This window comes from Curtobacterium sp. MCBD17_032, assembly GCF_003234855.1.
Classification (GTDB): Bacteria; Actinomycetota; Actinomycetes; order Actinomycetales; family Microbacteriaceae; genus Curtobacterium.
The window spans coordinates 197,820-224,446 of the sequence record NZ_QKTO01000005.1; the positions used below are offsets into that span (position 1 = coordinate 197,820).

Here is a 26,627-nt window from a genome sequence, read left to right on the forward strand (position 1 = left end):
ACGCGGCCCGTCCCCGGTCGTGATCCGACCACCGACGGCTCGACATGTCCACCACCACGAGAACGAACGAGGTCAACGGTGACGGTGAACGACCAGGACCCGCGCAGCACCGCAGGGCAGGACCAGGACCCGGAGGAGACCGCCGAGTGGCGTGAGTCCCTCGACGGTCTCGTCGCGACGCACGGGCACCAGCGGGCCCGCGAGATCATGCAGAGCCTGCTGAAGCGCTCGAACGAGCTGCACCTCGGCGTGCCGATGGTCCCGACGACGGACTACGTCAACACGATCGCGCCCGAGGACGAGCCCGCGTTCCCCGGCGACGAGGAACTCGAGCGCCGCTACCGCCGGTGGATCCGCTGGAACGCGGCCATCACCGTGCACCGCGCGCAGCGCCCCGGCATCGCCGTCGGTGGCCACATCTCGACGTACGCGTCGAGCGCCGCCATGTACGAGGTCGGCTACAACCACTTCTTCCGCGCGCAGGACCACCCGTCCGGCGGGGACCAGGTCTTCTTCCAGGGCCACGCCTCGCCCGGCATGTACGCCCGCGCCTACATGGAAGGCCGCCTGAGCGAGGACCAGCTCGACGGCTTCCGCCAGGAGAAGTCGCACGCCGGCGGCGGACTGTCGTCCTACCCGCACCCCCGCCTCATGCCGCACTTCTGGCAGTTCCCGACCGTGTCGATGGGCATCGGCCCGATCAACGCGATCTACCAGGCGCAGCAGGCGAAGTACCTGTCCAACCGCGGCATCAAGGACGCCTCGGAACAGCAGGTCTGGGCCTTCCTCGGTGACGGCGAGATGGACGAGGTCGAGTCCCGCGGCCAGCTCCAGGTCGCGGCGAACGACGGTCTCGACAACCTGAACTTCGTCATCAACTGCAACCTCCAGCGCCTCGACGGTCCGGTCCGCGGCAACGGCAAGATCATCCAGGAGCTCGAGGCGTTCTTCCGCGGCGCGGGCTGGAACGTCATCAAGGTCGTGTGGGGCCGCGAGTGGGACGACCTGCTCGCCCGCGACACCGACGGTGCGCTCCTCAACCTCATGAACGCGACGCCGGACGGCGACTACCAGACGTACAAGGCCGAGAACGGTGCCTACGTCCGCGAGAACTTCTTCGGGCGCGACCCGAAGGCGCTCGAACTCGTCAAGGACTACTCGGACGACCAGATCTGGAACCTCAAGCGCGGTGGGCACGACTACCGCAAGGTCTACGCGGCGTTCAAGGCGGCGACCGAGCACAAGGGCCAGCCGACCGTCATCCTCGCGAAGACCGTCAAGGGCTACGGCCTCGGCCCGAGCTTCGAGGGCCGCAACGCGACCCACCAGATGAAGAAGCTCACGCTCGACAACCTCAAGCAGTTCCGCGACGAGATGCGCATCCCGATCACGGACGCGCAGCTCGAGGAGAACCCCTACACGCCGCCGTACTACCACCCGGGCAACGACGACGAGGCGATCCAGTACATGCACGAACGTCGCCGTGAACTCGGCGGCTACGTGCCGGAACGTCGGTCGAAGTACACGCAGGTCAACCTGCCCGATGAGTCGAAGTACCAGATCGTCAAGAAGGGCTCCGGCAAGCAGGAGGTCGCCACGACGATGGCGTTCGCCCGTCTGCTGAAGGACCTGCTCCGCTCCCCCGACTTCGGCAACCGCGTCGTCCCGATCATCCCGGACGAAGCGCGCACGTTCGGCATGGACGCGTACTTCCCGACGGCCAAGATCTACAACCCGAACGGGCAGCACTACACGTCCGTCGACCGTGAGCTCCTCCTGGCGTACAAGGAGAGCCCGCAGGGCCAGATCATCCACGTCGGCATCAACGAGGCGGGCGCCCTCGCGGCCTTCACCGCCGTCGGCACCTCGTACTCGACGCAGGGCGAGCCGCTCATCCCGGTCTACGTCTTCTACTCGCAGTTCGGGTTCCAGCGCACCGGTGACGCCATCTGGGCCGCCGGCGACCAGATGACCCGCGGGTTCATGATCGGCGCCACCGCCGGCCGCACCACGCTGACCGGCGAGGGCCTGCAGCACGCGGACGGCCACTCGCCGCTGCTGGCCGCGACGAACCCGGCGGTCGTCTCGTACGACCCCGCATACGGCTACGAGATCGGACACATCGTCCGCACCGGCCTCGAGCGGATGTACGGCACGAACGAGGACGGCACCCCGTCGCACGACGACCCGAACGTCATGTACTACCTGACGGTCTACAACGAGCCGCTCGTGCAGCCGGCCGAGCCTGAGGGCGTCGACGTCGAGGGGATCGTCAAGGGCATGTACCTGCTCAAGCCGAGCGAGCACGACGGCCCGAAGGCCCAGCTGCTCGCGTCCGGCGTCGCCGTGCCGTGGATCCTCGAGGCGCAGCAGCTCCTGGCCGAGGACTGGGGCGTGTCCGCCGACGTCTGGAGCGTCACGAGCTGGGGCGAGCTGTACCGCGACGGGGTGGACGCCGAACAGCACGCGTTCCTCAACCCGAACGAGCAGCCGCGCACCCCGTACGTCACCGAGCGCCTGCTCGGCACCGAGGGCCCGGTCGTCGCGGTGAGCGACTTCATGCACGCCGTGCAGGAGCAGATCCGCCCGTTCGTCCCGTCCGACTACGCCACGCTCGGTGCCGACGGCTTCGGCTTCTCGGACACCCGTCCGGCAGCGCGCCGCTTCTTCCACATCGACGGCCCCTCGGTCGTCGTGCGGACGCTGCAGCAGCTGGTCCGCCAGGGCAAGCTCGACGCGTCGGTCCTGCAGCAGGCGATCGACAAGTACCGCCTGCACGACGTGACCGCCGGCACGACCGGCAGCGCGGGCGGCGAGAGCTGATCTCCGCGTGACCACACCCCGCACCGCCACCGCCGCGGGCCGGGAGGACGACCGGCAACGGGCGCTCTCCTGGCTCCGGCAGGTGTCGGGCGAACTCTCGACCGCGACGATCAAGCGGCTCGAGGACACCCTGCCCTGGTACAGCGAGATGCCCCCGGGGCGTCGCTCGGCCGTCGGCATGGTGGCCCAGGCCGGCATCACGTCGTTCATCTCGTGGCTCGAGGGCAGCGCCTCCACCCCGTGGATCGCTGCCGCCGACGTCTTCGGCTCGGCCCCGCGAGAGCTCCTGCGATCGGTGAGCCTGCAGCAGACCCTGCAGCTCATCCGTGTCGTGGTGACCGTGGTCGAGGAGCGCGCCGCCGACGACGAGATGCTGCAGGAGGCGATCCTCAAGTACTCGCGGGACATCGCCTTCGCGGCTGCCGACGTCTACGCCCGTGCGGCCGAGGCCCGCGGGCTGTGGGACGCCCGGCTCGAGGCGCTGGTCGTCGACTCGATCCTGTCCGGCGAGTACGACGACGAACTGCCGTCCCGCATCGCCGCCCTCGGCTGGCACGGACACGGGGAGGTCGCGGTCCTGGTCGGGACGGCACCGAAGCAGCTCGAGGTGGACCAGGTCCGCCGGACCGCGCGTCACCAGGACGCCGACGTGCTCATCGGCGTGCAGGGCTCGCGGCTCGTGGTCGTCATCGGACGGGCGACCCCGCGGGACGACGTGCCCGAGGGTGAAGAACCCGTCTCGTTCATGGCCATCGCGCAGGAGCTCGAACCGCTGTTCGGCGAGGGCCACCTCGTCCTCGGCAACGAGGTCCCCGGGGTCGTCGACGCCTCGACCAGTGCGAAGGCAGCACTGGCCGGGTTCGCCGTCGCGCGGGCCTGGCGTGGCGCTCCCCGACCGGCCCTCGCCGACGACCTGCTGCCCGAGCGCGCGCTCGCGGGCGACCCCCTCGCCCGCTCCGCCCTGGTGCAGCGGATCTACACGCCGCTCAAGGACCAGTCGACCGAGCTCCTGCAGACCCTGTGGTGCTACCTCGACACCGGTCGGTCGCTCGAGGCCACGGCGCGCGAGCTCTTCGTGCACCCGAACACCGTCCGCTACCGGCTCCGTCGTGTCGCCGACATCATCGGGTGGGACGCCACGCACGCGCGGGACGCCCTCATCGTGCAGTCGGCGCTCATCCTCGGCGCGATGTCCGAAGCGGCGTCCACACGCCGTCGGCCCACCCGCCGCTGACCGTCCGGCCGGGTGGGGTTCCTACAACGCTCCCCGGCAATCCGTGTGGGGAGTCCACACGAGCCCGACGGGAACGGCCCGGCATCATTGAGCGGTGATCGTCGTCGTCGCGCCCGGACAGGGCTCCCAGACCCCCGGCTTCCTCGCCCCCTGGCTCGAGGACGCAGCCGTCCGTGACCGCGTCGGGCAGTGGTCCGACGCGATCGGCGTCGACCTCGCCGAACACGGGACGAACTCCGACGCGGACACCATCAAGGACACCGCCCTCGCACAGCCGCTCATCGTCGCCGCCGGGCTCGTCACCGCCGACGCACTGCTCGCGGACGGGCGCCGTGCCCACGTCGGCGGTGTCGCCGGCCACTCGGTCGGTGAGTTCACCGCCGCCGCCGTCGCCGGGGTGCTCACCCCGACCGACGCCGTGTCGCTCGTCGCCGAGCGGGGCCGGGCCATGGCCGACGCCGCCGCCCTCGAGCCGACCTCGATGGCCGCGGTCCTCGGGGGCGACGCCGACGAACTGGCCGCGCTGCTCGAGTCCCTCGGGCTGACGGCCGCGAACCACAACGGCGGCGGCCAGACCGTCGTCGCCGGTCCGGCGGACGCGATCGCCCGCCTCGCCGAGCAGCCGCCCGCGAAGGCGCGCGTCGTCCCCCTCGCCGTCGCCGGTGCCTTCCACACGCGCTTCATGGCCCCGGCCGTCGACCGGGTCGCCCCCGTCGCCGCGGCCGCGGCCGTGCAGGACCCGACCCTCCCGCTCTGGACGAACGCCGACGGCTCCCGGGTCGACGACGGACGCCGCTTCGTCGACCTCATGGTCCGCCAGATCGCCAGCCCCGTGCACTGGGACGCCGTCATGACGTCCTTCCAGCAGGCCGGCGTCAGCGGCATCATCGAACTCGCACCGGCCGGAGCCCTGGTCGGCCTCGCCAAGCGCGGTCTCCGCGGCACGCCGACGGTCGCGATCAAGACCCCGGACGACCTGCCCGCCGCCGTCGAGCTGCTGCAGAGCGCCACCGACACCACGGAGGCCGCCCGATGACCGACGCCAGCACCACCGCCGTCGAGACGGACGCCACCGGCGGAACGGACGCGACCATGAGCCTCCAGGCCGGCGAGCGACCGGTCCTGTCCCAGCGACGCGGCCACGAGTTCACCCGCATCCTCGCCGTCGGGGCTGCGCGTGGCGAGAACGTCGTCCCGAACGACGACCTCGTCGGCCCGATCGACTCCTCCGACGAGTGGATCCGCCAGCGCACCGGCATCGTCACACGCAAGCGTGCCGGGCGTGACGTCGAAGCGGTCGACCTCGCCGAGGCGGCAGCGCGCGAGGCGATCGAGAAGGCCGGGCTCACCCCGGACCAGATCGGCGTCGTCCTCGTCGCCACCGTCACGCACACCGTGGCGACACCGTCGATGGCGTCGCTGCTCGCCGAGCGGATCGGGGCGACGCCGGCCGCCGCGTACGACATCAGTGCCGCCTGCGCCGGCTACGCGTACGGGATCGCCCAGGCCGACTCGTTCATCAAGTCCGGCATCGCCGACCACGTCCTGGTCATCGGCGCCGAGAAGCTCAGCGACGTCGTCGACCCGACCGACCGGTCCATCTCGTTCCTCCTCGGGGACGGGGCGGGCGCCGCCGTCGTCGGTCCGAGCGACACCGCCGGCATCGGCCCGAGCATCTGGGGCTCCGACGGCTCGAAGTGGGACGCGATCGGCATGACCGCGACCTACAACGAGTGGGCGGCGGGAGCCCCCCGTCCGACGATGCGCCAGGCCGGCCAGACCGTGTTCCGCTGGGCCGTCTGGGAGATGGTCAAGGTCGCGCGGCAGGCGCTCGATGCAGCCGGCGTGCGCGCCGACCAGCTCGCCGCGTTCGTCCCGCACCAGGCGAACATCCGGATCATCGACGAGTTCGCGAAGCAGCTCGGGATCCCGGACACGGTCGCCATCGCCCGCGACATCACCACGACCGGCAACACCTCCGCCGCGAGCATCCCGCTCGCCACGCACCGCCTGCTCGCCGAGCAGCCGGAACTGTCGGGCGGGCTCGCCCTGCAGATCGGCTTCGGCGCCGGACTCGTGTTCGGCGCGCAGGTGGTCGTCCTCCCCTAGCCCCTCGCGCCTCCGGGCGCGGGCAGTGCCCGTGCCCTAGGCTGTCCCACGGTCAAACGACACCCCCCTCAAGGAGAACACCCATGGCCCTGTCCAACGAAGAAGTCCTCGCCGGCCTGGCCGAGCTGATCAACGACGAGACCGGCATCGCGACCGACACCGTCGCCGCCGACAAGTCGTTCACCGACGACCTCGACATCGACTCCATCTCGATGATGACCATCGTCGTGAACGCCGAAGAGAAGTTCGACGTCAAGATCCCCGACGAAGAGGTCAAGAACCTCAAGACCGTCGGCGACGCCGTCGACTTCATCGTCAAGGCCCAGGCCTGAAACGAGCTTCCTGAGCGCCGCGGGCCGCTGACCCTCGAGTCGTGGCCCGCGGCGCTCGTCTTGTCCCTCGCAGAAAGAACCGTCGTCCATGACCAAGAGAACCGTCGTCGTCACCGGGATCGGTGCGATCAGTCCCCTCGCTGCGACCGCCAAGGAATCCTGGGCGGCCCTGCTCGCCGGCGAGTCCGGCATCAGCCGCATCGAGGACACGCGCTACGCCGATCTCGAGCTCCCCGTGGAGTTCGCCGGTCAGGCGCGCCGCTTCGTCACCGACCAGCTGACCCGCCCCGAGTCGAAGCGACTCGACCCGTCGTCGCAGCTGTCGCTCATCGCCGCCCGTGAGGCCTGGGCCGACGCCGGCATCGACGCCGAGTCCGTCGTCCCCGAGCGGCTCATCGTCGACTGGGCGACCGGCATCGGCGGCGTCAACACGCTGCTCGACGCCTGGGACACCCTGCGCGAGAAGGGTCCGCGTCGCGTCATGCCGATGACGGTCCCGATGCTCATGGCGAACGGCCCGGCCGCCGCCATCGAGATGGAGTTCGGTGCCCGCGGAGGCGCGCGGACCTACCTTTCCGCCTGTGCCTCCTCCACCGAGTCCCTGGCCGAGGCCTACCGCCACGTCGCGTTCGGTGACGCCGACATCGTCATCGCCGGTGGCGCCGAGGCCGCCCTGCACCCGCTGCCCCTGGCGTCGTTCGCCGCCATGCAGGCACTCTCCCGCCGCAACGACTCCCCCGAGACCGCGTCCCGTCCGTACGACGTCACGCGCGACGGGTTCGTGCTCGCCGACGGTGCCGCAGCGCTGATCCTCGAGACGAAGGAGCACGCCGAGGCCCGCGGTGCGCACATCTACGCCGAGGTCGCCGGCTCCGGCATCACCTCCGACGCCTTCCACATCACCGCTCCGGACCCCGAGGGCTCCGCCGCCGCCCGTGCCGTCATCATGGCGCTCGAGCACGCGGACGCCAGCCGGTCGGACGTCGCGCACGTGAACGCCCACGCGACCTCGACCCCGGTCGGTGACGTCGCCGAGTACCACGCGATGCGCCGGGTCTTCGGCGACCACCTCGACCAGGTCGTCGTGTCCGCCACGAAGGCGTCGACCGGGCACCTGCTCGGTGGTGCCGGTGCGATTGAGGCGGTCTTCACCGTCCTCGCGCTCGAGAACCGGCTCGCTCCCCCGACGATCAACCTCACGGAGCAGGACCCGGAGATCGTGATGGACGTCGCGACCGCTCCGCGCGAGCTGCCGGCGGGCGACCTGCTCGCGGTGAGCAATTCATTCGGCTTCGGTGGGCACAACGCCGTGGTCGCGTTCCGCTCGGTCTGATCCGCCGTCGGCCAGGAGGCCCGTCCCGCGTCGCGGGGCGGGCCTCCCGTCCGTCCGGGGCCGCCCGACCGGCGCCGACTCTTCGCTCACTTCCGCCGACCGGTCACGAACCGTCGGACTGGAGGCACGTGCCCGACGAGACGTGACCGGTCGCCGACGAGCGCCGGGCGCGTCCACGGCAGTGCGACCCGCCGGAACGCCGAACGCCGCCCCGGAGGACGGCGTTCTGCGCGACGGGAGGAACGCGGGGACTCAGCCGACGCGGTGCAACCAGACGACGGGGTTGCCCTCGGCAGCGTGGCGGAAGGGCTCGAGCTCGTCGTCCCACGCCTGCCCGAGCGCGAGTCGCAGCTCGCGGTGCAGTTCGAGCGCGTTGCTGCCCGCGACCTCCATGGCGTAGCGGACGCGGTCCTCGGGCACGACCATGTTGCCGGTGACGTCGGTCTGCGCGTAGAAGACACCGAGGTCGGGCGTGTGCATCCAGCGACCGCCGTCGGAGTCCGCGGTGGCGTCCTCGGTGACCTCGAACCTCAGGTGCTCCCAACCGCGCAGGGCAGAGGCGATCGCCGCACCGGACCCGACGGGACCGGACCAGGTGAACTCGGTCCGGCGTGAGCCGTCGAGCGCGGGCTGGTCGAGCCACGAGAAGTTCACGGCGCGGTTCATCGCGCGACCAGCCGCCCATTCGACGTGCGGGCAGAGCGCGCGTGGTGAGGAGTGCACGTAGAGCACTCCTGACGTTGTCCCAGTCACGATTCCTCCGATCGTCAGGTGCGACTTCCCCATCGACCTGGACTGCGGAGGACCCGTTCGGGACCATCGGTATGCGATTGTGATGTCCCGGAGGACACGCTCATCATGCCAGCTGCCGACCGCGAACGGCAAGCACCCGGAGGAACCCCGCAGGAGGCAGGTCCTACGCGAGTTCCTGGCGCGGGTAGATGACCTTCTGCACGATGATGATCACCGACGCCGCTGCCGGCACCGCCACGACCGCGCCGAGCACGCCGCCCACGGTCGCACCGGCCACGGCAGCGATCACGACGAGGGCTCCGGGCACCTGCACGGCGCGCGACATGATGCGGGGCGAGATGACGTACGCCTCGACCTGCATGTACACGAGGTAGTAGATCGCCGCGGCCAGTGCCGTCGCCGGGGAGGCGAACAGGCAGAGCAGCGAGATGAGCACCGCGGCGCCGATCGTCCCGACGAGCGGGATGAGCGACCCGAGGAACGCGAACGTCGCCAGCAGCACGGGCAGCGGCGCGCCGATGATGAGCAACCAGATGATGCTGAGCACCCCGTTGATGCCCGCCTGGGTGATCTGGCCGACGACGTAACGGCCGACCGACGACGTGACCTCCTCGCTGACCACGACGAAGTTCTCCCGACGGGACGCCGGCACGAACCGGTACGCCATCGTCTTGAGCCCACGCATCGAGGCCAGGAAGTACAGCATCAGGATGATGACGATGAGCGCGCCGGTCAGACCGGAGAGGATGCCGCTGCCGACGGCCAGGATCCCGCCGCCGAGGGACAGCAGGTTGCCCGGGTTCTCGACGAACGCCTGCGCGGACTCGAGCGCGTGGTCGATGTCGAACGACCCCTCGAACTGTCGCGAGAGGTCCTGCACCCATCCCTGCCGCGAGACGTCCTCGACGATCTCGGGGAAGTTCTGCACGAGGTTCGTGGCCTGTTCGACCAGCAGCGGCACGATGGCGAACACGACACCGACGAACGCACCGAGGACCGCGACGACGACGATCAGGATCGCCGACCAGCGCGGGATGTACCGCTCGAGCAGGGTCACGAGCGGGTCGAGGCCGAGAGCGATGAACAGGGCGACGCCGATGTAGACGAGGACGGTGCTCAGCTCGCGGATGAGCAGGCCGGCCAGGAGCGCGACGAGCACACCGATCGCACCCATGAACCCGATGCGGAAGGCGTTGACGCGCACGCCGGTACCGGCCCGGCTCACCTCGAACATCACGTTCGGGGTGGGCGCGTGGCTCGTGTCTTCAGCGTGGCGCTTCTTGGACGGCAGGTGCACGTAGGGCGGGCGGGACTTGAACCCGCGAATCGTTCGGTTATGAGCCGACTGCCTTGACCAGCTTGGCTACCGCCCCTCGGGGCCAGCGGCCACCGACTCCCCACGATACAGCGCCTCGAACGTGGAGAGCGTGCGGTTGATGTCGTGCGCCTCGATCATCGTCAGGCTGCGCGCGCGCATGCGGTCGTACTCCTCGTCGGGCGCGGTGAGCACCGCGGTGAGCTTCGCGGCGAGGTCCTGCTCGTCACCCGGGGTGAAGAGGGCGCCGTTGCCGTCGACGAGGTGCGGGAGCGCCATCGCGTCCGCCGCGACGACGGGCAGCCCGGAGGCCATGGCCTCGAGCGAGGAGATGCTCTGCAGCTCGGCCGTCGACGGCATGACGAACACGGTGCCCTCGGTCAGCGTCCGCAGCTTGACCTCGTCGGGGACGAAGCCGAGGAACCGGACCCGCTCCTCGACGCCGAGCTCCTGCGCGAGCGCGGTGAGCTTCGGGATCATGTCGCCGTCGCCGACGACCGTGAAGTGGGCGTCGAGTGACGCCGGCAGGAGCGGCAGCGCCCGGATGACCACGTCGAGGTTCTTCTCGGGTGCCACACGCCCGACGAAGACGATCTCGTTGCCGGCTGGCCGTCCGGTCGCCGGCGTGTACCGCGTGGCGTCGATGCCGCACGAGATCGCGAGCACGGGCTGCCCGGCGATGGCGTCCCGCAGGTAGTCGGCAGCCAGTTCCGTGGGCGTCGTGATGGCCTCGGCCAGCCGGTACGTCTTCGCCGCGTCCCGCCAGGCGACCTTGAGCGCGATCGGCGTCGTCCACTTGCCGAAGGGCGTGTACTCCAGCAGGTTCTCGGGCATGAAGTGGTTCGTGCCGACGATCCGGATGCCCCGGTCGTGCGCTTCGCGGGCGACACCGCGGCCGACGACGATGTGGGACTGGATGTGCACGACGTCGGGCTGCAGGGCGTCGATCACCGGGGCGGTGTGCTTCCGCACGGTCCAGGGCCACGCGAAGCGGTACCAGGCGTGCGCCGGCCAGCGGTACGAGGCCAACCGGTGGACGGTCAGCGTGACGCCGCGGTACTCCTCGTCGAAGGAGCCGTGGTGCGTCCGGTTCCACGACGGGGCGATGACGTGCACCTCGTGCCCGCGCTGCGCGAGTCCGACCGCGAGTTCCTCGGTGAAGGTCGCCGCTCCGTTGACGTCGGGGGCGAAGGTGTCGGCGGCGATGAGCACCCGCAGCGGCCGTCGCCCCCCGGCGGCGGCCGTGGTGTCGGTCGTCTCGGTCCTGGCGTCTGCTGGCACGGCGGGGGTCGTCCTCTCGTCGCGTTCACCGGCGCGCGTCCTGTCGGACCGCCGGTCTGGTCGGTTCGGAACGCTACCGCACCCCTCTGGCCGGTCGCCTCCGCCGCGCGGCTGACCCGGGTCATCCCCGGTACGGGGCCTCCCGTGGGGCGCGGGTGGTCCGACGGACGGGAGGCGCGGCTCCCGTCCGTCGCTAGCGGCGCGTGTCGGGGTGGTGCTTGGCGAGCAGGAAGACCCCGGTGATCGCGATCGCGCCGGCGACGAGGAAGCCGATGCCGGCACCGACCGGTGCCCCGGCCGCCTCGTCGAGGACGATCACGCCGATGCCGACGGCGACGATCGGGTCGACCACCGTGAGGCCGGCGATGACGAGGTCGGCGGAGCCGCTGGAGTACGCGTTCTGCACGAAGTACGCGCCGACGGCCGAGGCGACCACGACCCCCACGATCGCGAACACCGTCACCCAGTCGAACGCGCCGTTCACGATCCGGTTCAACGTGACCTTGGCGAGCGTCGCGACGAAGCCGTAGAGCACCCCGGCGCCGATGATGTAGTAGAGCGCGTTGCGGCGCTTCGCGACCAGCCGGAACGACACCACCACGAGTGCCAGCACGACCGCGAGGACCACGAGCACGGTGATGAGCTGTCCACGTCCGATCGGGCTCTCCCGGCCGTACAGCGCGGCGATGAGCACGAACAGCCCGACACCGCCGATGCACGTCCACACCGCCCGTCGCGCCTGCGTGCCGAGCGGGACGCCGCTGCTGCGGGACGAGAACCACGTCGTGACGACGAGCGCCACCGCCCCGAGGGGCTGCACCACGATGAGCGGTGCGTAGGTGATGCTGACGAGCTGCAGCACGATCGCGGCGCCGAGCATGAGCGTGCCGAGCACCCAGTTGCCGCTGCCGAGCAGGGCCAGGACGTGCCGGACCGACAGGCCCTTCGACTGCTGGCCGAGCCGGGCCTCGACGCGCTGGACGCCCCGGCTCTGGAACTGCGCGCCGAGCGACAGGAACACCGCACCGACGAGTGCGACGGGGATCATCAGGGCCTGGAACGGGGTCAGGTTCTGCACCACGTCGGGGATCGGCAGGTCCGGTGTCACGGGTCGAGGCTATCCGACCGGCGCGGATACCCTGGGACCATGCCCGTCCTGCCGATCCGGATCACCGGTGAACCCGTCCTGCACACCCCCGCGACCGAGGTGACCGTCTTCGACGACGCCCTCCGCGCGCTCGTGGCCGACATGTTCGAGACGATGGACCTCGCCCCCGGCGTCGGCCTCGCCGGCCCTCAGGTCGGTGTCGGCAAGCGGTTGTTCGTCTACTCGTGGACGGACGACGACGACGTGCTGTGGCGGGGTGTCGCGGTCAACCCGGTGCTGTGGACGACGCCGCCGCTCCCGGAGTCGATCGAGGAGCTCGACGAGGACGACGAGTCCGAGGGGTGCCTGTCGATCCCCGGAGAGCGGTTCCCGCTGCGCCGGTCCGAAGGCGCCCTCCTCCGCGCGTTCGACGAGCACGGCGAACCCTTCGAGATCGAGGCGCACGGCTGGCTCGCGCGTGTCTTCCAGCACGAGTACGACCACCTGGACGGCCTCCTGTACGCCGACCGCCTCGGGCACCCGTACGCGAAGCAGGCGCAGAAGGCGGTCCGGAAGCACAGCTGGGGTGGTCCGGGGAAGTCGTGGCTGCCGGGTCGTGACCACCCCGAGGGCTGAACGGTCCACCCGCACACCGCGTCCGGCAGCCGCGCGTCAGCCCCGGTACGTGTCCAGGGCGTCCCGGAGCCGGTCGATCTCGGGGTGTCCCGGGCAGTAGCGTTCGAGCCCGGCTGCCAGGTGCGCCTGCGACCGGCTCGTCACGGCGCTCGTCCACGGCGCCGTCCCGCTGACCGCGCACGCTGCCGCGAGCTGGTCGAGCGTCGCGTCGCCCTCGACCGCCGTCAGCGCGGACCGCTGCTGCTCGGACGGCTCGGTGCCCGTGATGGGTGCCGCCGTGCACGAGGTCCTGCCGTCCTCCCAGACGGCCGCGGCGGTCGTGTAGGTCTCGGTCTCCGGTCCGTCCCCGACGGCGCAGGTGAAGGCGAACACGATCGGTGCCGACCCGCTCGGGCCCGACGTCCCGGTACTCGCGGACGACATCGGTTCCTCCGCCACCGCGCGGTCCGTGCCGTCGTCGGCCGAGGAGCACCCGGTGAGCGCGGTCACGGCCAGCCCGAGCGCCAGCACGGCGACGGCGGTCGTGGATCGGCGGGGACGACGGGGCACCTGTGGACGTTAACAGCATCGGGCGGACCATCGGCTGAGGATGCGCACCACGACGCCCGAGAACCGCAGACCAGCGCCGTGCGGCACACGAGTCGGGCCAGGACGGGCGAGCCGGGCCGGAACGCAAGAGGCCCCCACCCCGGAGGGTGAGGGCCTGTCGCTCCCCGAGTTGGACTCGAACCAACAACCTGCCGGTTAACAGCCGGCTGCTCTGCCAATTGAGCTATCGAGGATCACTGTGTCCCCCGCCGAAGGGCGGTTGAACAGCGGGTAACAGCATAGCAGCAAACATCCAGCGTCCCGCGCATCGTCCGCGCATCCCGGGCGTGCCGCGCGGGACGCCCGGTCGGCTGCGGTCGCTCAGTACCCCGCTGCCGGGTCGACCACGCCGATGAACCCGGTCCCGTCGGCGCGGAGGAAGGCCGCGACGTTGGCGCGCACGCGCTCGGCCAACAGCGGTGCGACCATGTCCGGGGTGTCGGCCTGGTGCGGCGTGACGAGGACGCCCGGCTCGTCCCACAGCGGGTGCCCGTCCGGCAGTGGCTCCGGGTCGGTGACGTCGAGCCCGGCGGCCGCGATGCTGCCGGAGCGCAGGGCGTCCACGAGCGCGTCGGTGTCGACCAGTCCGCCGCGGGCGATGTTCACCAGGCGCGCGTGGTCGGGCATGATCGCGAACTCGTGCGCGCCGAGCAGGCCCGCCGTCCCCGCGGTCATCGCGGCGGCGACCACCACGACGTCCGCGTCCGGCAGCACGGCGTCGAGCTGGTCGGTCGTCACGGTCCGGTCGGCGCCGGGGACGTCCTCGGCCGAACGGCGGACGACCGTCACCCGCACGTCGAACGGCGCGACGAGGCGCAGGTACTCGAGTGCGATGCCACCCGCACCGATGAGGACGACGTGCCGGCCGTAGAGCGACACACCCTCCGGTTCCCGACCCCAGGTCGTGGTCCGAGCGCGCTTCTGCAGCACCCGCAGCGTGGCGAGGGTCAGGGCGAGCGCGTGTTCCGCGACCGGCTCGGCGTAGGCGCCCTTGGCGGACGTGAACAGCACGCGGTCACCGTGCTCGGCGATGAGCGAGGCGAACGCGTCCACGCCGGCGAACGGCAGCTGCACCCAGGTCACCCCCGGGGCGGTCGTCAGCGCCCGCTGCAGGCCGGCGGGGTCGCTCGCGTCGAGCCAGACGATCCCCCGCGTGTCGTCGCCGAGCCCGACGAGCGTGCCACCCGCCCGACGGACGGCGTCCTCGTGCAGCTCGGTCGGCGTCGGCAGGACGGTCACGGCACCCGGGGTGGGCGTGCCCCCGGGGAGCGGGCGCCCCGCGTCGGTGACGACGGCCCGGTGTCCACGGTGCTGGTGCTGGTGCTGCTCGGTCATGCCTGACGGACCCCTCCTCGTCCGGCCGTGGCCGGCTTGCGCTTCACCGGACGCGACGCCGTGGCGGCGAGCGTCCGCACGTACGGGTCGAGCGGGTTGTCGAGCACCTCGTCGAAGGTGCCGAGCCCGACGAGTCGTCCCTCGTTCATGATCGCCACGCGATCGGCGAGTGCCCGCGCCTCGCGCAGGTCGCTCGACACCACGATCGCCGAGAACTGCCGCCGTCGCTGCAGACCGACCAGGGCCTCGAGCACGGACTGGCGGACGAGGACGTCCACCCCGCGCGCGGGCTCGTCGGCGACGAGGAGCTCCGGCTCGAGCACGAGCGCGCGGGCCAGGGCCACACGCTGCCGCTGGCCGCTCGAGAGCTCCCACGTGTTCAGCCGGAGGACCCCGAGCGGCAGGTGCACGGCGTCGACGAGCCGCGCCACGATGAGCCCGGCCTCCTTCCGGTCGAACCGGCGGTCACGCGCGTAGATCGGTTCGGCGATGGCCTCGCCGACGAGCAGGTCGGGACGGAGGCGGTCGGCGCCGTCCTGCGGCAGGTAGCCGATCCTGCCGGTCAGCCGACCGTACCGACGCGACGACGGTCGGACCCGCCGCACCCGTTCGCCGAGGACGGTGAGCTCGCCGCCGGTCACCCGGCGGCGGTGGGCGCCCTCGCCCTCACCGTGCGTGCCGAGCTGGCCCGCCACCGCTGCGGCGAAGGTCGACTTGCCGGAGCCGGACGCACCGAGCACCGCGAGCACCTCACCCCGTCCGAGCGACAGGCTCACGCCGTCGACCGCGCGGATCGGGCTGGTGACCGCACCGCCCCGGTACTCGATGCTGACGTCGTCGGCGACGACGGCCGGCCCGTTCTCCCCGGTCATGCAACCCCTTCTCCTGCGCGCGCCCTGCTGCGGCACCATGTCGGGAGGCCCGGCCGCCCCGCCGACGCGACGGTCGTCGCGGACGGGGGCCGGGCCTCCAGGCTGGTCGTGCTGCCGTCGGTCCTGACCGAGCGGTCAGGCTCCGGCCTGCTCCAGTCGTTCCAGCGTACGCCGTCGTTCGGCCTGCTCCTCCGGGTCCGGGACCGGCAGCGAGGCCAGCAGCCGTTGCGTGTACGGGTGCCGGGGTGCGCCGAGCACCTGCGCGGTGGTGCCGGTCTCGACCAGGTCGCCGCGGTAGAGCACCGCGATCCGGTCGGACAGCGCGCCGACGACGGCGAGGTCGTGGCTGATGAACAGCGACGCGAACCCGAAGTCCTGCTGCAACTCGAGGAAGAGCTCCAGCACGCGGGCCTGCACCGACACGTCGAGCGCACTGGTCGGTTCGTCGGCGATGAGCAGCTTCGGCCGGAGGGCGAGCGACCGCGCGAGCGAGGCACGCTGTCGCTGCCCACCGGAGAGCTCGTGCGGGTACCGGTCGCCGTACGCCGCCGGCAGTTGCACGGCCTCCAGGAGTTCGTCGACCTGCTTGCGTGCCGAGCGCGGCGACGAGGCCACTCCGTGCACGACGAGCGGCTCGGCGACCGCCTCGGCGATCGTCAGCAGCGGGTTGAAGGACGTCGCCGGGTCCTGGAAGACGAACCCGATGTCCTTCCGCAGCCGCTTGAAGTCGCGCTCCTTGTACCCGAGCATCTCGGTCCCGAGCACCTCGAGCGAGCCGCCGGTGATCTTCGTCAGACCGGCGATCGCCCGGCCGATGGTGGTCTTGCCCGAACCGGACTCCCCCACCAGGCCGAGGACCTCGCCGGGACGGATCGACAGGTCCACGCCCTTGACGGCACGGAACGGCGCGGCGCCGAGCCGTCCCGGGTAGACGATCTCCAGGCCCTTCGCGGACACGACCGGCTCCACGTCCTCGGTGATCGCCGCGCGCCGGGCGACGCCCGTCGACGCCTCGAGCCGGGGCACCGCGGCGAGCAGACGCTTCGTGTAGTCGGCCTGGGGCGCCGCGAAGAGCTGGTGCACCGGCGCCTCCTCGACGATCTCGCCCTGGTACATGACGGCGACCCGGTCGGCCAGGTCCGCCACGACGCCCATGTTGTGCGTGATGACGACGATGGCCGCGCCGAACTCGTCGCGGCACCGGCGCAGCAGGTCGAGGATCTCGGCCTGCACGGTGACGTCGAGCGCGGTGGTCGGCTCGTCGGCGATGATGACACTCGGCTCGAGGGCGAGCGCGCTCGCGATGACGACGCGCTGCTTCTGACCGCCGGAGAACTGGTGGGGGTAGTGGTCGACGCGCGTTTCGGGATCGGGGATGCCGACGCGACCGAGGTAGTCGATCGCCTTCGCGCGCGCTTCCTTCTTCGACATGCCACCGTGCGCCCGGAGGCCCTCGGCGATCTGCCACCCGACCGTGAAGACCGGGTTGAGGGCGGTGGACGGCTCCTGGAACACCATCGCGCCGGCCGTGCCCCGGAGGTCGCGGAGCTTCTGCGCGCCCACCGAGACGACGTCGGTGCCGTCGAGCAGCACGGCGCCGCCGAGCGTCGCCGTCTCCGGCATGAGCCGGAGCATGCTCCGCGCGGTCACGGACTTGCCGGAGCCCGACTCGCCGACCAGCGCGAGCACCTCGCCTGGACGGACGTCGAGGCTGACGCCCTTCACCGCGTCGACGGCGCCGCCGTCGGTCGCGAAGGTGACGGTCAGGTCGTCGACGACGACTACCGGGTCGGCCGCCGTGCGGCCCGTACCGGACTGGAGGCCCGTGGGGACGTCGCTCATGAGCCCGCTCCTTCCGTCGTGGCCGCCGCGCGCCGCGTGGAGACCAGCTGCTTCAACCGACGTCGCGCACGGAGCCGCGGGTCGGAGATGTCGTTCAGGCTCTCGCCGATGAAGGTCACCCCGAGGACGAGCAGCACGATCGCGATGCCCGGGAAGACACCCGTCCACCAGACGCCGCTGGCGACGTCGGACAGCGCGCGGCTGAGGTCGTAGCCCCACTCCGCGCCCTGCGTCGGACCGATGCCGAACCCGAGGAAGCCGAGGCCGGCCAGGGTGAGCACGGCGTCGCTCGCGTTCAGGGTCAGGATGAGCGGCAGCGACCGGGTCGAGTTCCGGAGCACGTGCCGCGTCATGATGCGCCACGGGTTCGTGCCGATGACGCGCGCCGACTCGACGAAGGCGTCGTTCTTCAGGCGGACGGCCTCGGCGCGGACCACGCGGAAGTACTGCGGGATGTACACGACCGTGATCGAGATCGCCGCGGCGATGATGCCGCCCCAGTACGTCGACCGGCCACCCGACACGACGATCGAGACGACGATCGCGAGCAGCAGCGACGGGAACGCGTAGATCGCGTCCGCGACGACCACGAGGATCCGGTCGAGCCAACCGCCGATGTAGCCGGAGACCATGCCGAGCAGGACGCCGATCGTGATCGAGACGATCACCGCGACGATGACGACGAGCACCGCGGTGCGCGTGCCGAAGAGGACGCGGCTGAAGACGTCGAGCCCGCCGACGGTCGTGCCCCAGATGTGCTCGGCGCTCGGCGCGGCCGTGCGGGGGAAGTTGACGCCGTCCGCGCCCTGCTGCTGGCCGAAGCCGTACGGGGCGAGGAGCGGCGCGAAGAGCGCGACGAGCAGGAAGAGCGCGCAGATGACCACGCCCACGATGAGCATGGCGCGCTGCCAACCGGTGCTCCGGCGGAGTTGGACGACGACGGGGAGCCGCTTCCAGAGCGGCTCGTGGCGGTCGACGAGGGTGATGTCGGACATCGTCAGAACCTCACTCTCGGGTCGATGAGCGCCGCGATGACGTCGACGACGAAGTTCGTGACGGCGACGATCACCGCCAGCATCGCGACGATGCCCTGCACGGCGACGAAGTCACGGGCGGACAGGTACTGGTTGAGCTCGAAGCCCAGGCCGCGCCAGCCGAAGGTGGTCTCGGTGAGGACCGAACCGCCGAGCAGCATGGCGATCTGCAGGCCCATCACGGTGATGATCGGCACGAGGGCCGGTCGGAACGCGTGCGTCCGGACCAGGCGGGACTCACGGACACCGCGCGATCGTGCCGCGTCGACGTACTCGGAGCCGAGCGAGCCGATCATGTTCGCGCGCACCAGACGCAGGAAGATGCCCGCGGTGAGCAGACCGAGGGTCAGCGCAGGGAGGACGGCGTGCTGCAGCACGTCGCTGATGATCTGCCCGTTCCCCGTCCGCAGGGCGTCGATGATGTAGATGCCGGTCGGGTTCTCGATCCGGTCGAGGACGAGCTGCGCGCGCGTGGACGCCCGGTCACCGAGGGGCAGCCAGCCGAGCCACACGGAGAACACGAGCTTGAGCAGCAGACCGCCGAAGAACACCGGCGTCGCGTAGGTCAGGATCGCGAGCGCCCGGAGCAGCACGTCGGGCCACTTGTCGCGCAGGTAGGCGGCGAGCATGCCGAGCGGGATGCCGAGCACGAGGGCGACGATGAGCGCGTAGAAGACGAGCTCCGCGGTCGCACCGCCGTACTGCAGGATGATCTCGGTGACGGGGCGGTTGTCGGTCGAGGTCGTGCCGAAGTCGCCGCGGACGATCTGGCCGAGGTACTCGAGGTACTGGACGATGACCGGACGGTCGTAGCCCGCGGCGTGCAGACGTTCCTGCAGCTGCGAGGGCGTGAGGCGACCACCGACCGAGGCGGTGATCGGGTTCCCGACGACGCGCATCAGGAAGAAGACGAGCGTCACCAGGATGAAGACCGTCGGGAAGATCAGGAGGAAGCGGACGAGGACGTACCGACCGAGTCCGCCGCCGCCGTTGGCACGTCGCTGTGCCTGTGGCTTCGTCGGTTCCGTGTCGATCGCCTCGGGGTTCGTGAGGGTCACGGGGTGGGTGCCTTTCGCATGACGCGACCGGGGGTGCCCCTCGTGGGAGCACCCCCGGTCGTCCGTCTGGTTACTTGGTGATGGTCCCGTAGCGGAACTTGAACGACGCGTCGAGCGTGACGCCCGTGACGTCCTTGCCGGCCACGGCGACCGACTTGCCCTGCAGGAGCGGGAGGGTCGAGATCTGCTCGGCCTCACGCTGCTGGGCCTGCTCGATGATCTCGGCACGCTTGTCGGCGTCCGACTCCGCCTGCTCGTCGGCGATCAGACCCTGGATGGTCGGGTCGTCGTAGTGGTTCTGCACGAAGTTGTCCTTCGTGAAGAACGGCGACAGGTAGTTGTCGGCGTCGGAGAAGTCCGGGAACCACCCGAGCTGGTACAGCGGGTAGGCGTCCTTCGTGCGCTCGACCGCGTAGGTCGTGTACACCGTCGACTGGATGTTGACGGTGAACAGGCCGGAGTCCTCGAGCTGCGTCTTGAGCGTCGCGTACTCGTCGTCCGAAGCCGAGCCGTAGTGGTCCGGCGAGTACTGGATGTCGAGCTCGACCTTGCCGGTGACGCCCGCATCGGCGAGGGTCTTCTTCGCCTTGTCGACGTCCGGCGCACCGTTGCCGTCACCGTAGAGCGACTTGAACGGCGTCGCGGCGCCCGTCAGGCCGTCCGGCACCATCGAGTAGACCGGCGTGTAGGTGTCGTTGTAGACCTCCTTCGCGAGCTCGTCGCGGTCGACGACGTCCGCCACGGCCTGCCGCACCGCGAGGGCCTTGGCCTCGTCGGCGCCGTCCTGGTCGGTACCGAACGGCTGCGTCGCGAAGTTGAACACGACGTAGCGGATCTCACCGCCGGGGCCGTCGATGACCTGCAGGTCGTCGTCCTTGCGGAGCGAGGCGATGTCGGTCGGGGTCAGGGAGCGGTACGCCACGTCGACGTCGCCCTGCTGGACCGCGAGCTTGAGGTCGGTCTCCTTGGTGAAGTACTGGGCGGTGACGTCCTTGGTCTTCGCCTTGTCGAGGACACCGTCGTACTTCGGGTTCGCCTCGTAGGCGATGAGGTCGTTCTCCTTGTAGGAGGTGATCGTGTACTGCCCGGCGAAGGCGTTGCCCTTGACGATGTCGTCGGCGCTGGTGAGCTCGGTCGCCGAGAAGACGTCCTCGTCGACGATCGGACCGGCGGGGCTCGAGAGCACCTGGGGCCAGGTCTGGTCGGCGTGGTCGAGGTGGAACACGACCGTGGTCTCGTCCGGGGTGTCGATGCTCTTGAGGTTCGCGAGCAGCGACCACGGGCCGTTGTCGTTCTTGATCTTCAGGTCACGCTCGAACGAGAACTTGACGTCGCTCGACGTGAGCGGGTTGCCGTTCGCGAACTCGAGGCCGTCCTTGAGGGTCACCTCGTAGGTGGTCGGGTCGGTGAACTCGGCCTTCGTGGCGATGTCCGGCTCGACGTCGGGGCTGCCCGTCGGGGTGTTCAGGAGGAACGGGAAGACCTGGTTCTGCACGGCGAACGAGCCGTTGTCGTACGAACCGGCCGGGTCGAGCGACGTGATCTTGTCGGTCGTGCCGATGATCAGGCCGTCCAGGTCGCCGGAACCGCCGCTGGTGCCGGAGCCGCCTGCGCAGCCGGTGAGCACGAGCGCGGTCACTGCTGCGCCGGCGCCCAGCGCGAGGGTGCGCTTGCCCCATGTGGGTACGGATGCCATGTCCGATTGCCTCTCTGGTGTGGTTGCAGGAGTCCCGGGACCGAGGTGGAACGAGCTGTGGCCGGTCGCGGGGACGTTCAATGGTCACACCCTGCCAGACAACCGACCGCTCCGGGAGCGGATTGTTTACACCGCTGTAACGCACGATGTCCGCTCGGCAGGCAGCATCGGAGGCAGTGTGCCCGGCGCGGCGTGCATCTTCGTTGCGCCTGGAGACGCCTTGTTGCGCGGGGCAACTCCGCGCTGTTCCGGGGGAGTCCGTCCGCGGTCGGTGCGGTCGGCGGCCGTGCGGGAGGGTCCGGACTCAGGCGCCGGGGATGTCCGCGCGGAGCCGCATGCGCTGGGCGTCGAGGTCCACGAGCTGCCGCTGCACATCCGCCCGACGCTCCTGGTCGGATGTATCGGTGCGCTGGAGTTGTCCGAGCAGCGACGCCTTGCGGGCGAGCAGGTCGCGCTCGACGAGGGCCACGACGATCCCTCGGCAGTAGATCGCCAGGTCCTCGTCGGAGCGTGCCGGGATCGGCGCCAGGGCCAGCTCCTGCACGAGCGACCGGAACGGTGCCGGCACGTCCGCGAGCAGTCTGTCGAGCCAGGCCCGATCCCCCACCGCGTCGATGTTCGCCACGACCGCATCGCGGACGACCGAGAGCATCCGTGCCGAGAACGTCGCGGACGCCGCGAGACCGAGCAGCGGCACCCCGACGGACTGGGGCTGCTGCACCATCGCCATCACCGCGTCGCGCTCCATCCGCGCGATCGGGTCGTCCGGCAGGGACCGGAGGCTCGCCTGCGGCTCCTCGGGCAGGCTCGGCCCGTCGCCGGGACCGGTGTGTCCGCCCGCGGAGCCGGCGTGGCCAGGGTTGGACGGGCCTCCCGACCGCGTGTCCGACCCGCCGTCGGCCGGTCGGCGGCGCGCTGCCGCGACGGCGCGGCGGACGTCCTCGATGTCCATGCCGAGCCAGCCGGCGGTGTTCCGGATGTACCCGTCGGCCAGCGCGCGGTCGCGGATCTCGGAGATCACCGGCGCCGACTCGCGGAGCCCCGCGACACGCCCCTCCACCGTGTCGAGGTCGTGGCCGTCCAGGCGTCGCCGGATCATGAACTCGAACATGGGACGGCGGTTCTCGACGAGCCGGCGGACGGCGTCGTCGCCCCGGGCCAGGCGCAGGTCGCACGGGTCGAGGCCACCGGGCGCGACCGCGACGTAGGTCTGCGACGCGAACCGCTGCTCCTCCGTGAAGGCACGGGAGGCCGCGCGCTGCCCGGCCTCGTCCGGGTCGAAGGTGAACACGATCTGCCCGAGCTGGGAGACGTGCTGTGCGGCGGAGTCGCCGAGCATCGGCCGGAGCACCTTGATGTGGTCGACACCGAACGACGTCCCGCACGTGGCGACCGCGGTGGTGATGCCGGCGAGGTGGCACGCCATGACGTCGGTGTAGCCCTCGACGATGACGACCTGCTTGCCCTTCGCGATCTCCTTGCGGGCGAGGTCGATCCCGTAGAGCACCTGGCTCTTGTGGTAGATCGGCGTCTCCGGTGTGTTGAGGTACTTCGGGCCCTTGTCGTCCTCGAGCAGCCGACGCGCGCCGAAGCCGATCGTGGCACCCGTGACGTCCCGGATCGGCCACATCAGGCGTCCGCGGAACCGGTCGTAGGGCGAGCGGTCACCCTGGCTGACCAGGCCGGCCGCGACGATCTCGTCGATGCTGAACCGCAGGCCGCGCAGGTGGTCCTTGAGCGCGTCGAACGACTTCGGGGCGAAGCCGACGCCGAAGTGCTGCGCCGCCGCCGGGTCGAACCCGCGCTCCCCCAGGAACCGGCGCGCCGGTTCGGCCGCGGCCGTGGTGAGTTGGGCGGTGAAGAAGGCCTGCGCCGCCTCGTTCGCGGCGATGAGCCGGGCGCGGGCGTTGTAGTCGGTCCGGGGCCCGTCGCCCTCTTCGTAGTGGAGCGTGAAGCCGATCTTGGCGGCCATCCGCTCGACGGCTTCCTGGAACGTCGTGTGGTCCTGCGACATGAGGAAACTGAAGACGTCGCCGTCCTCGCCGCACCCGAAGCAGTGGTACCGGCCGACCTGCGGACGGACGTGGAACGAGGGCGTCCGCTCGTCGTGGAAGGGGCAGAGGCCCTTCAGCGACCCGACGCCCGCCGACTTCAGCGTGACGTAGTCGCCCACCACGTCGGCGATGTTCACGCGCGCGCGGACCTCGTCGATGTCGTTCCGCGCGATCAGGCCTGCCACCCGACGATTCTAGTTCGGCGGGCCGACGCCGGCGGACCGGTGTGCATCCGCGCCCGGACACCGGCCCGCACGGGCCCGGACGCGCTCCCGTCAGACGGCGATGGAGACCGTCTCGCGCTCCCCGACGACCAGCCGCTTGTGCCAGGCGAGCGCCCCCTGGTCGGTGAGGCTCGCCACCTGGTCCACCACGGCCCGGAGCCGCCCGGCGTCGTCCCCGGCGGCCCGCCAGTCCGCGGCGAACCCGGGCTCGAGTGCCGACTCCTCGCGCGCGGCGATCGCGTCGAGCAGTTCGGTCAAGACGCGCCGCTGGTCCTCGTACACGGGCTGCCTGTCGCCGTGTGTCATCACGAAGGCCGCGACGATGCCCTTGAGCACCGCGATCTCGCCGATGATCTCCGGCGGCGTGACGACGCTCGCGGCGAACCGGACGAGCGAGCCGGAGGCGTAGGACTCCCGCGTCGCCGTGGTCGCGGTCCGGGCGAAGCGGCCGATGAGCTGACTCGTCAGGTTCTTCAGGCGTGCCTGGTCCTGCCGCGAGCCGTCGTACGACGTCATCCACAGCGACATGCTGCGCAGCCGGTCGAAGGCCTCGAGCAGTTCGTCGCGGCTCAGGTCGTCGCCGACCCAGGCGTGCATCGCGGTGACGATGTCGTTCTCGCCGACGCGGTCACCGAGCGCAGCGACGTCGATGAAGCCCGCGACGACGGCGTCCTCGAAGTCGTGCACCGAGTACGCGATGTCGTCGGACAGGTCCATCACCTGGGCCTCGATGCACCGCTGTCGTCGCGGTGCGCCGGCGCGGAGCCAGGCGAAGGCCTCGTGGTCGTCGTCGTAGAACCCGAACTTGGTCCGACCGGAGGACGCCTCGCCGACGCCTTGGGACGCCGGCCACGGGTACTTGCAGCTGGCGTCGAGGGAGGCGCGGGTCAGGTTCAGTCCGTACGCCCGACCGTCGTCGCCGTAGACCTTCGGCTCGAGCCGGGTGAGCAACCGCAGCGTCTGCGCGTTGCCCTCGAACCCGCCGATGCCGGCGGCCCAGGCGTTCACCGCGGTCTCGCCGTTGTGCCCGAACGGCGGGTGCCCGATGTCGTGCGCGAGGCACGCGGTGTCGACGACGTCCGGGTCGAGGCCCAGGCTGTCGGCGAGCTCGCGACCGACCTGCGCCACCTCGAGCGAGTGCGTCAGGCGGTTCCGGGCGAAGTCGAGCCCGGTGGTCGGGCTGAGGACCTGCGTCTTCGCGGCGAGGCGGCGCAGTGCGCTGGAGTGCAGCAGGCGGGCGCGGTCACGCGCGAAGTCGCTCCGCCGACTGCTGTGCTGTTCCGGGAACCACCGCTCGGCGTCCGCCGGACCGTACGACGACGTGGCGCTCATCCGCCGCTGTGGTGCATCTCGGCGGCGGCGAGGACCTTGCGGAACTCGGCGTCGACGTCGCGGCTCTCGAGCCACCGGTCGGGCAGCGCCGTGCGCTTGGCGTGCCCGGCACGGCCGCGCGGTCCTTCGACGTCGGCGCCTGGGTAGGGCGCGGTCCAGTCGAGCTTGCCGAGCAGGTCGTCGATCTCCTGCAGGCTCGACGCCATCGCGAGGCCGGAGCGCACCTCTCCGCCGATCGGGTACCCCTTGAAGTACCAGGCCACGTGCTTCCGGATGTCCCGGCAGCCGTGCTCCTCGGACTCGAAGAACTCGACGAGCAGTTCGGCGTGCCGACGGAACGCGACCGCGACGTCACCGAGGCTCGGTGCCGCGCGGAGGTCCTCGCCGCGGAACGCCGCGGCCAGGTCGCCGAACAGCCACGGACGGCCGAGGCAGCCGCGCCCGACGACCACGCCGTCGCACCCGGTCTCGTGCACCATCCGGAGGGCGTCGGCGGCGGACCAGATGTCGCCGTTGCCGAGGACCGGGATGTCGGTGATGGTCTCCTTGAGGGTCGCGATCGCCGACCAGTCGGCCTGGCCCGAGTAGTGCTCGTTGGCGGTACGGGCGTGCAGCGCGACACTCGCGACACCGGCGTCCCGCGCGATCTTCGCCGCGTCGAGGTAAGTGAGGTGGTCGCCGTCGATGCCCTTGCGCATCTTCACGGTGACGGGGACGTCCCCGGCGGCCTTGACCGTCTTCGTCACGAGGTCCCGGAAGAGGTCGAGCTTCCACGGCAGCGCCGCACCGCCGCCCTTGCGCGTGACCTTCGGCACCGGGCAGCCGAAGTTGAGGTCGATGTGGTCCGCACGGTCCTCACCGACCAGGATCGAGGCGGCCTCGGCGACGGTGTTCGGCTCGACGCCGTACAGCTGGATCGACCGCGGAGTCTCGGACTCGTGGTGCCGGATGAGCCGCATGGACTCAGGCGTGCGCTCGACCAGGGCGCGGGAGGTGATCATCTCGCACACGTACAGGCCCGCGCCGTACTCACGGCAGAGGCGGCGGTACGCCATGTTCGTGATGCCGGCCATCGGGGCGAGCACGACGGGCGCATCGACCTGGATCGGGCCGATGCGCAGTGGTGCTGCTGCAGCTTGTGTGATCGTCATACCGTCCTCATTCTCCCACGTCGTCGTCCGCCGGTAGCGTTCTCCACATGACCGATCCCGATGCCGTCGCCCGCTTCGACGCCGACGCCGCCGCACGCAGCCTCGACGTGGAGGTCGTCGAGCGGCCCGCGGCAGACTCCCTCGAGGGCGCGGCGGCCCTCCTCGGCATCGACCCGGGCGACATCGTCAAGACACTCGTGGTCAAGCGGCACGACGGGGGCTTCCTGCTCGCACTCGTGCCCGGCGGTCGGAGCATCGCGTGGAAGAAGCTCCGCACGGTCGTCGGTGTGAACAAGCTCTCGATGCCCGACGCCGCCACCGCCCTCGAAGCCAGCGGCTACGAGCGCGGCACCATCACCCCGATCGGCGCGATCGGGGACCTGCCGGTCTACGCCGACGAGCGCGTGCTCGGCCGCCGGATCGCACTGGGTGCGGGGCGGCACGGCGCGAGCGCGTTCGTCGACGGCGACGCACTCGTCGCCGCCTACGGCGCGACGGTCGCCGACATCACCGACGAGGAACCCGCCCGCCCCTGACC

General features: G+C 71.0%; 22 protein-coding genes and 2 tRNA genes. 8 read left to right on the forward strand and 16 right to left on the reverse strand.

Going from position 1 to position 26,627, the window contains the following annotated elements:
- The first annotated feature begins 78 nt into the window (after positions 1–78).
- The 6 genes from aceE (at position 79) to DEI91_RS09810 (ending at position 7,831) form a co-directional block, all read left to right on the forward strand.
- Entirely contained in the window at positions 79–2,823 is a 2,745-nt protein-coding gene (gene aceE, locus DEI91_RS09785) for a pyruvate dehydrogenase (acetyl-transferring), homodimeric type (protein WP_111052112.1), read from the forward strand.
- 7 nt (positions 2,824–2,830) lie between these two features.
- The gene (locus tag DEI91_RS09790) at positions 2,831–4,057 is read left to right on the forward strand and encodes a CdaR family transcriptional regulator (protein ID WP_111052113.1); all 1,227 of its coding nucleotides are present in this window, start codon (positions 2,831–2,833) and stop codon (positions 4,055–4,057) included.
- A 94-nt stretch (positions 4,058–4,151) separates the two neighbouring features.
- On the forward strand, positions 4,152–5,093 hold the full coding sequence (locus DEI91_RS09795) for an ACP S-malonyltransferase (protein WP_111052114.1): 942 nt from the start codon (positions 4,152–4,154) through the stop codon (positions 5,091–5,093).
- A 56-nt stretch (positions 5,094–5,149) separates the two neighbouring features.
- Positions 5,150–6,166 carry a beta-ketoacyl-ACP synthase III gene (locus tag DEI91_RS09800; RefSeq protein ID WP_111052142.1) on the forward strand — a complete coding sequence of 339 codons (1,017 nt, stop codon included), beginning with the start codon at positions 5,150–5,152 and terminating at the stop codon, positions 6,164–6,166.
- Between the two features lie 83 nt (positions 6,167–6,249).
- On the forward strand, positions 6,250–6,498 hold the full coding sequence (locus tag DEI91_RS09805) for an acyl carrier protein (protein ID WP_058741348.1): 249 nt from the start codon (positions 6,250–6,252) through the stop codon (positions 6,496–6,498).
- Positions 6,499–6,586: 88 nt separating this feature from the next.
- Entirely contained in the window at positions 6,587–7,831 is a 1,245-nt protein-coding gene (locus tag DEI91_RS09810; protein ID WP_111052115.1) for a beta-ketoacyl synthase, read from the forward strand.
- Positions 7,832–8,083: 252 nt separating this feature from the next.
- Here DEI91_RS09810 and DEI91_RS09815 read toward each other — a convergent pair whose 3' ends face one another.
- The 5 genes from DEI91_RS09815 to DEI91_RS09835 form a co-directional block, all read right to left on the reverse strand.
- Entirely contained in the window at positions 8,084–8,617 is a 534-nt protein-coding gene (locus tag DEI91_RS09815) for a DUF3145 domain-containing protein (RefSeq protein ID WP_111052116.1), read from the reverse strand.
- Positions 8,618–8,747: 130 nt separating this feature from the next.
- Complete coding sequence (locus DEI91_RS09820) at positions 8,748–9,818, reverse strand: AI-2E family transporter (protein ID WP_258374374.1); 1,071 nt, start codon at positions 9,816–9,818, stop codon at positions 8,748–8,750.
- A gap of 64 nt (positions 9,819–9,882) precedes the next feature.
- A tRNA-Ile gene (locus tag DEI91_RS09825) sits at positions 9,883–9,957 on the reverse strand.
- Positions 9,948–11,180, reverse strand: a complete 1,233-nt coding sequence (locus DEI91_RS09830) for a glycosyltransferase (protein ID WP_258374375.1) — start codon at positions 11,178–11,180, stop codon at positions 9,948–9,950. Before DEI91_RS09830 ends, DEI91_RS09825 begins: the two co-directional genes overlap by 10 nt.
- A 193-nt stretch (positions 11,181–11,373) precedes the next feature.
- Positions 11,374–12,288: a multidrug DMT transporter permease gene (locus DEI91_RS09835; protein WP_181439555.1), complete on the reverse strand. Its 915-nt coding sequence runs from the start codon at positions 12,286–12,288 to the stop codon at positions 11,374–11,376.
- Positions 12,289–12,327: 39 nt separating this feature from the next.
- Between DEI91_RS09835 and def the strand changes: the two genes are divergently transcribed.
- Positions 12,328–12,903, forward strand: a complete 576-nt coding sequence (gene def, locus DEI91_RS09840; protein ID WP_111052117.1) for a peptide deformylase — start codon at positions 12,328–12,330, stop codon at positions 12,901–12,903.
- A 36-nt stretch (positions 12,904–12,939) separates the two neighbouring features.
- Here the strand turns inward: def and DEI91_RS09845 are convergent, their stop codons facing one another.
- From DEI91_RS09845 to dusB, 11 genes are all read right to left on the reverse strand, one after another.
- Positions 12,940–13,452, reverse strand: a complete 513-nt coding sequence (locus tag DEI91_RS09845) for a hypothetical protein (protein ID WP_111052118.1) — start codon at positions 13,450–13,452, stop codon at positions 12,940–12,942.
- Between the two features lie 160 nt (positions 13,453–13,612).
- Positions 13,613–13,685: transfer RNA gene (locus tag DEI91_RS09850), tRNA-Asn, on the reverse strand.
- A gap of 127 nt (positions 13,686–13,812) precedes the next feature.
- Positions 13,813–14,826: a D-isomer specific 2-hydroxyacid dehydrogenase family protein gene (locus tag DEI91_RS09855; RefSeq protein WP_111052119.1), complete on the reverse strand. Its 1,014-nt coding sequence runs from the start codon at positions 14,824–14,826 to the stop codon at positions 13,813–13,815.
- Positions 14,823–15,698 carry an ATP-binding cassette domain-containing protein gene (locus tag DEI91_RS09860; protein WP_111052120.1) on the reverse strand — a complete coding sequence of 292 codons (876 nt, stop codon included), beginning with the start codon at positions 15,696–15,698 and terminating at the stop codon, positions 14,823–14,825. Before DEI91_RS09860 ends, DEI91_RS09855 begins: the two co-directional genes overlap by 4 nt.
- A 135-nt stretch (positions 15,699–15,833) precedes the next feature.
- Entirely contained in the window at positions 15,834–17,540 is a 1,707-nt protein-coding gene (locus DEI91_RS09865) for an ABC transporter ATP-binding protein (RefSeq protein ID WP_111052121.1), read from the reverse strand.
- Positions 17,537–18,535, reverse strand: a complete 999-nt coding sequence (locus tag DEI91_RS09870) for an ABC transporter permease (RefSeq protein ID WP_111052122.1) — start codon at positions 18,533–18,535, stop codon at positions 17,537–17,539. Before DEI91_RS09870 ends, DEI91_RS09865 begins: the two co-directional genes overlap by 4 nt.
- A 2-nt stretch (positions 18,536–18,537) precedes the next feature.
- Complete coding sequence (locus DEI91_RS09875; protein ID WP_111052123.1) at positions 18,538–19,632, reverse strand: ABC transporter permease; 1,095 nt, start codon at positions 19,630–19,632, stop codon at positions 18,538–18,540.
- Positions 19,633–19,702: 70 nt separating this feature from the next.
- On the reverse strand, positions 19,703–21,328 hold the full coding sequence (locus tag DEI91_RS09880) for an ABC transporter substrate-binding protein (protein ID WP_111052124.1): 1,626 nt from the start codon (positions 21,326–21,328) through the stop codon (positions 19,703–19,705).
- A 304-nt stretch (positions 21,329–21,632) separates the two neighbouring features.
- Positions 21,633–23,567 (reverse strand): DNA primase, encoded by a 1,935-nt coding sequence (dnaG, locus tag DEI91_RS09885; protein WP_111052125.1) that lies wholly within the window; start codon positions 23,565–23,567, stop codon positions 21,633–21,635.
- Positions 23,568–23,657: 90 nt separating this feature from the next.
- Positions 23,658–24,938 (reverse strand): deoxyguanosinetriphosphate triphosphohydrolase, encoded by a 1,281-nt coding sequence (locus DEI91_RS09890; RefSeq protein WP_111052126.1) that lies wholly within the window; start codon positions 24,936–24,938, stop codon positions 23,658–23,660.
- Complete coding sequence (gene dusB / locus DEI91_RS09895; protein WP_111052127.1) at positions 24,935–26,089, reverse strand: tRNA dihydrouridine synthase DusB; 1,155 nt, start codon at positions 26,087–26,089, stop codon at positions 24,935–24,937. Before dusB ends, DEI91_RS09890 begins: the two co-directional genes overlap by 4 nt.
- 47 nt (positions 26,090–26,136) lie before the next feature.
- Here dusB and DEI91_RS09900 point away from each other — a divergent pair, with 47 nt between their 5' ends.
- Positions 26,137–26,625: an aminoacyl-tRNA deacylase gene (locus DEI91_RS09900; RefSeq protein ID WP_111052128.1), complete on the forward strand. Its 489-nt coding sequence runs from the start codon at positions 26,137–26,139 to the stop codon at positions 26,623–26,625.
- The last annotated feature ends 2 nt before the right edge of the window (positions 26,626–26,627 follow it).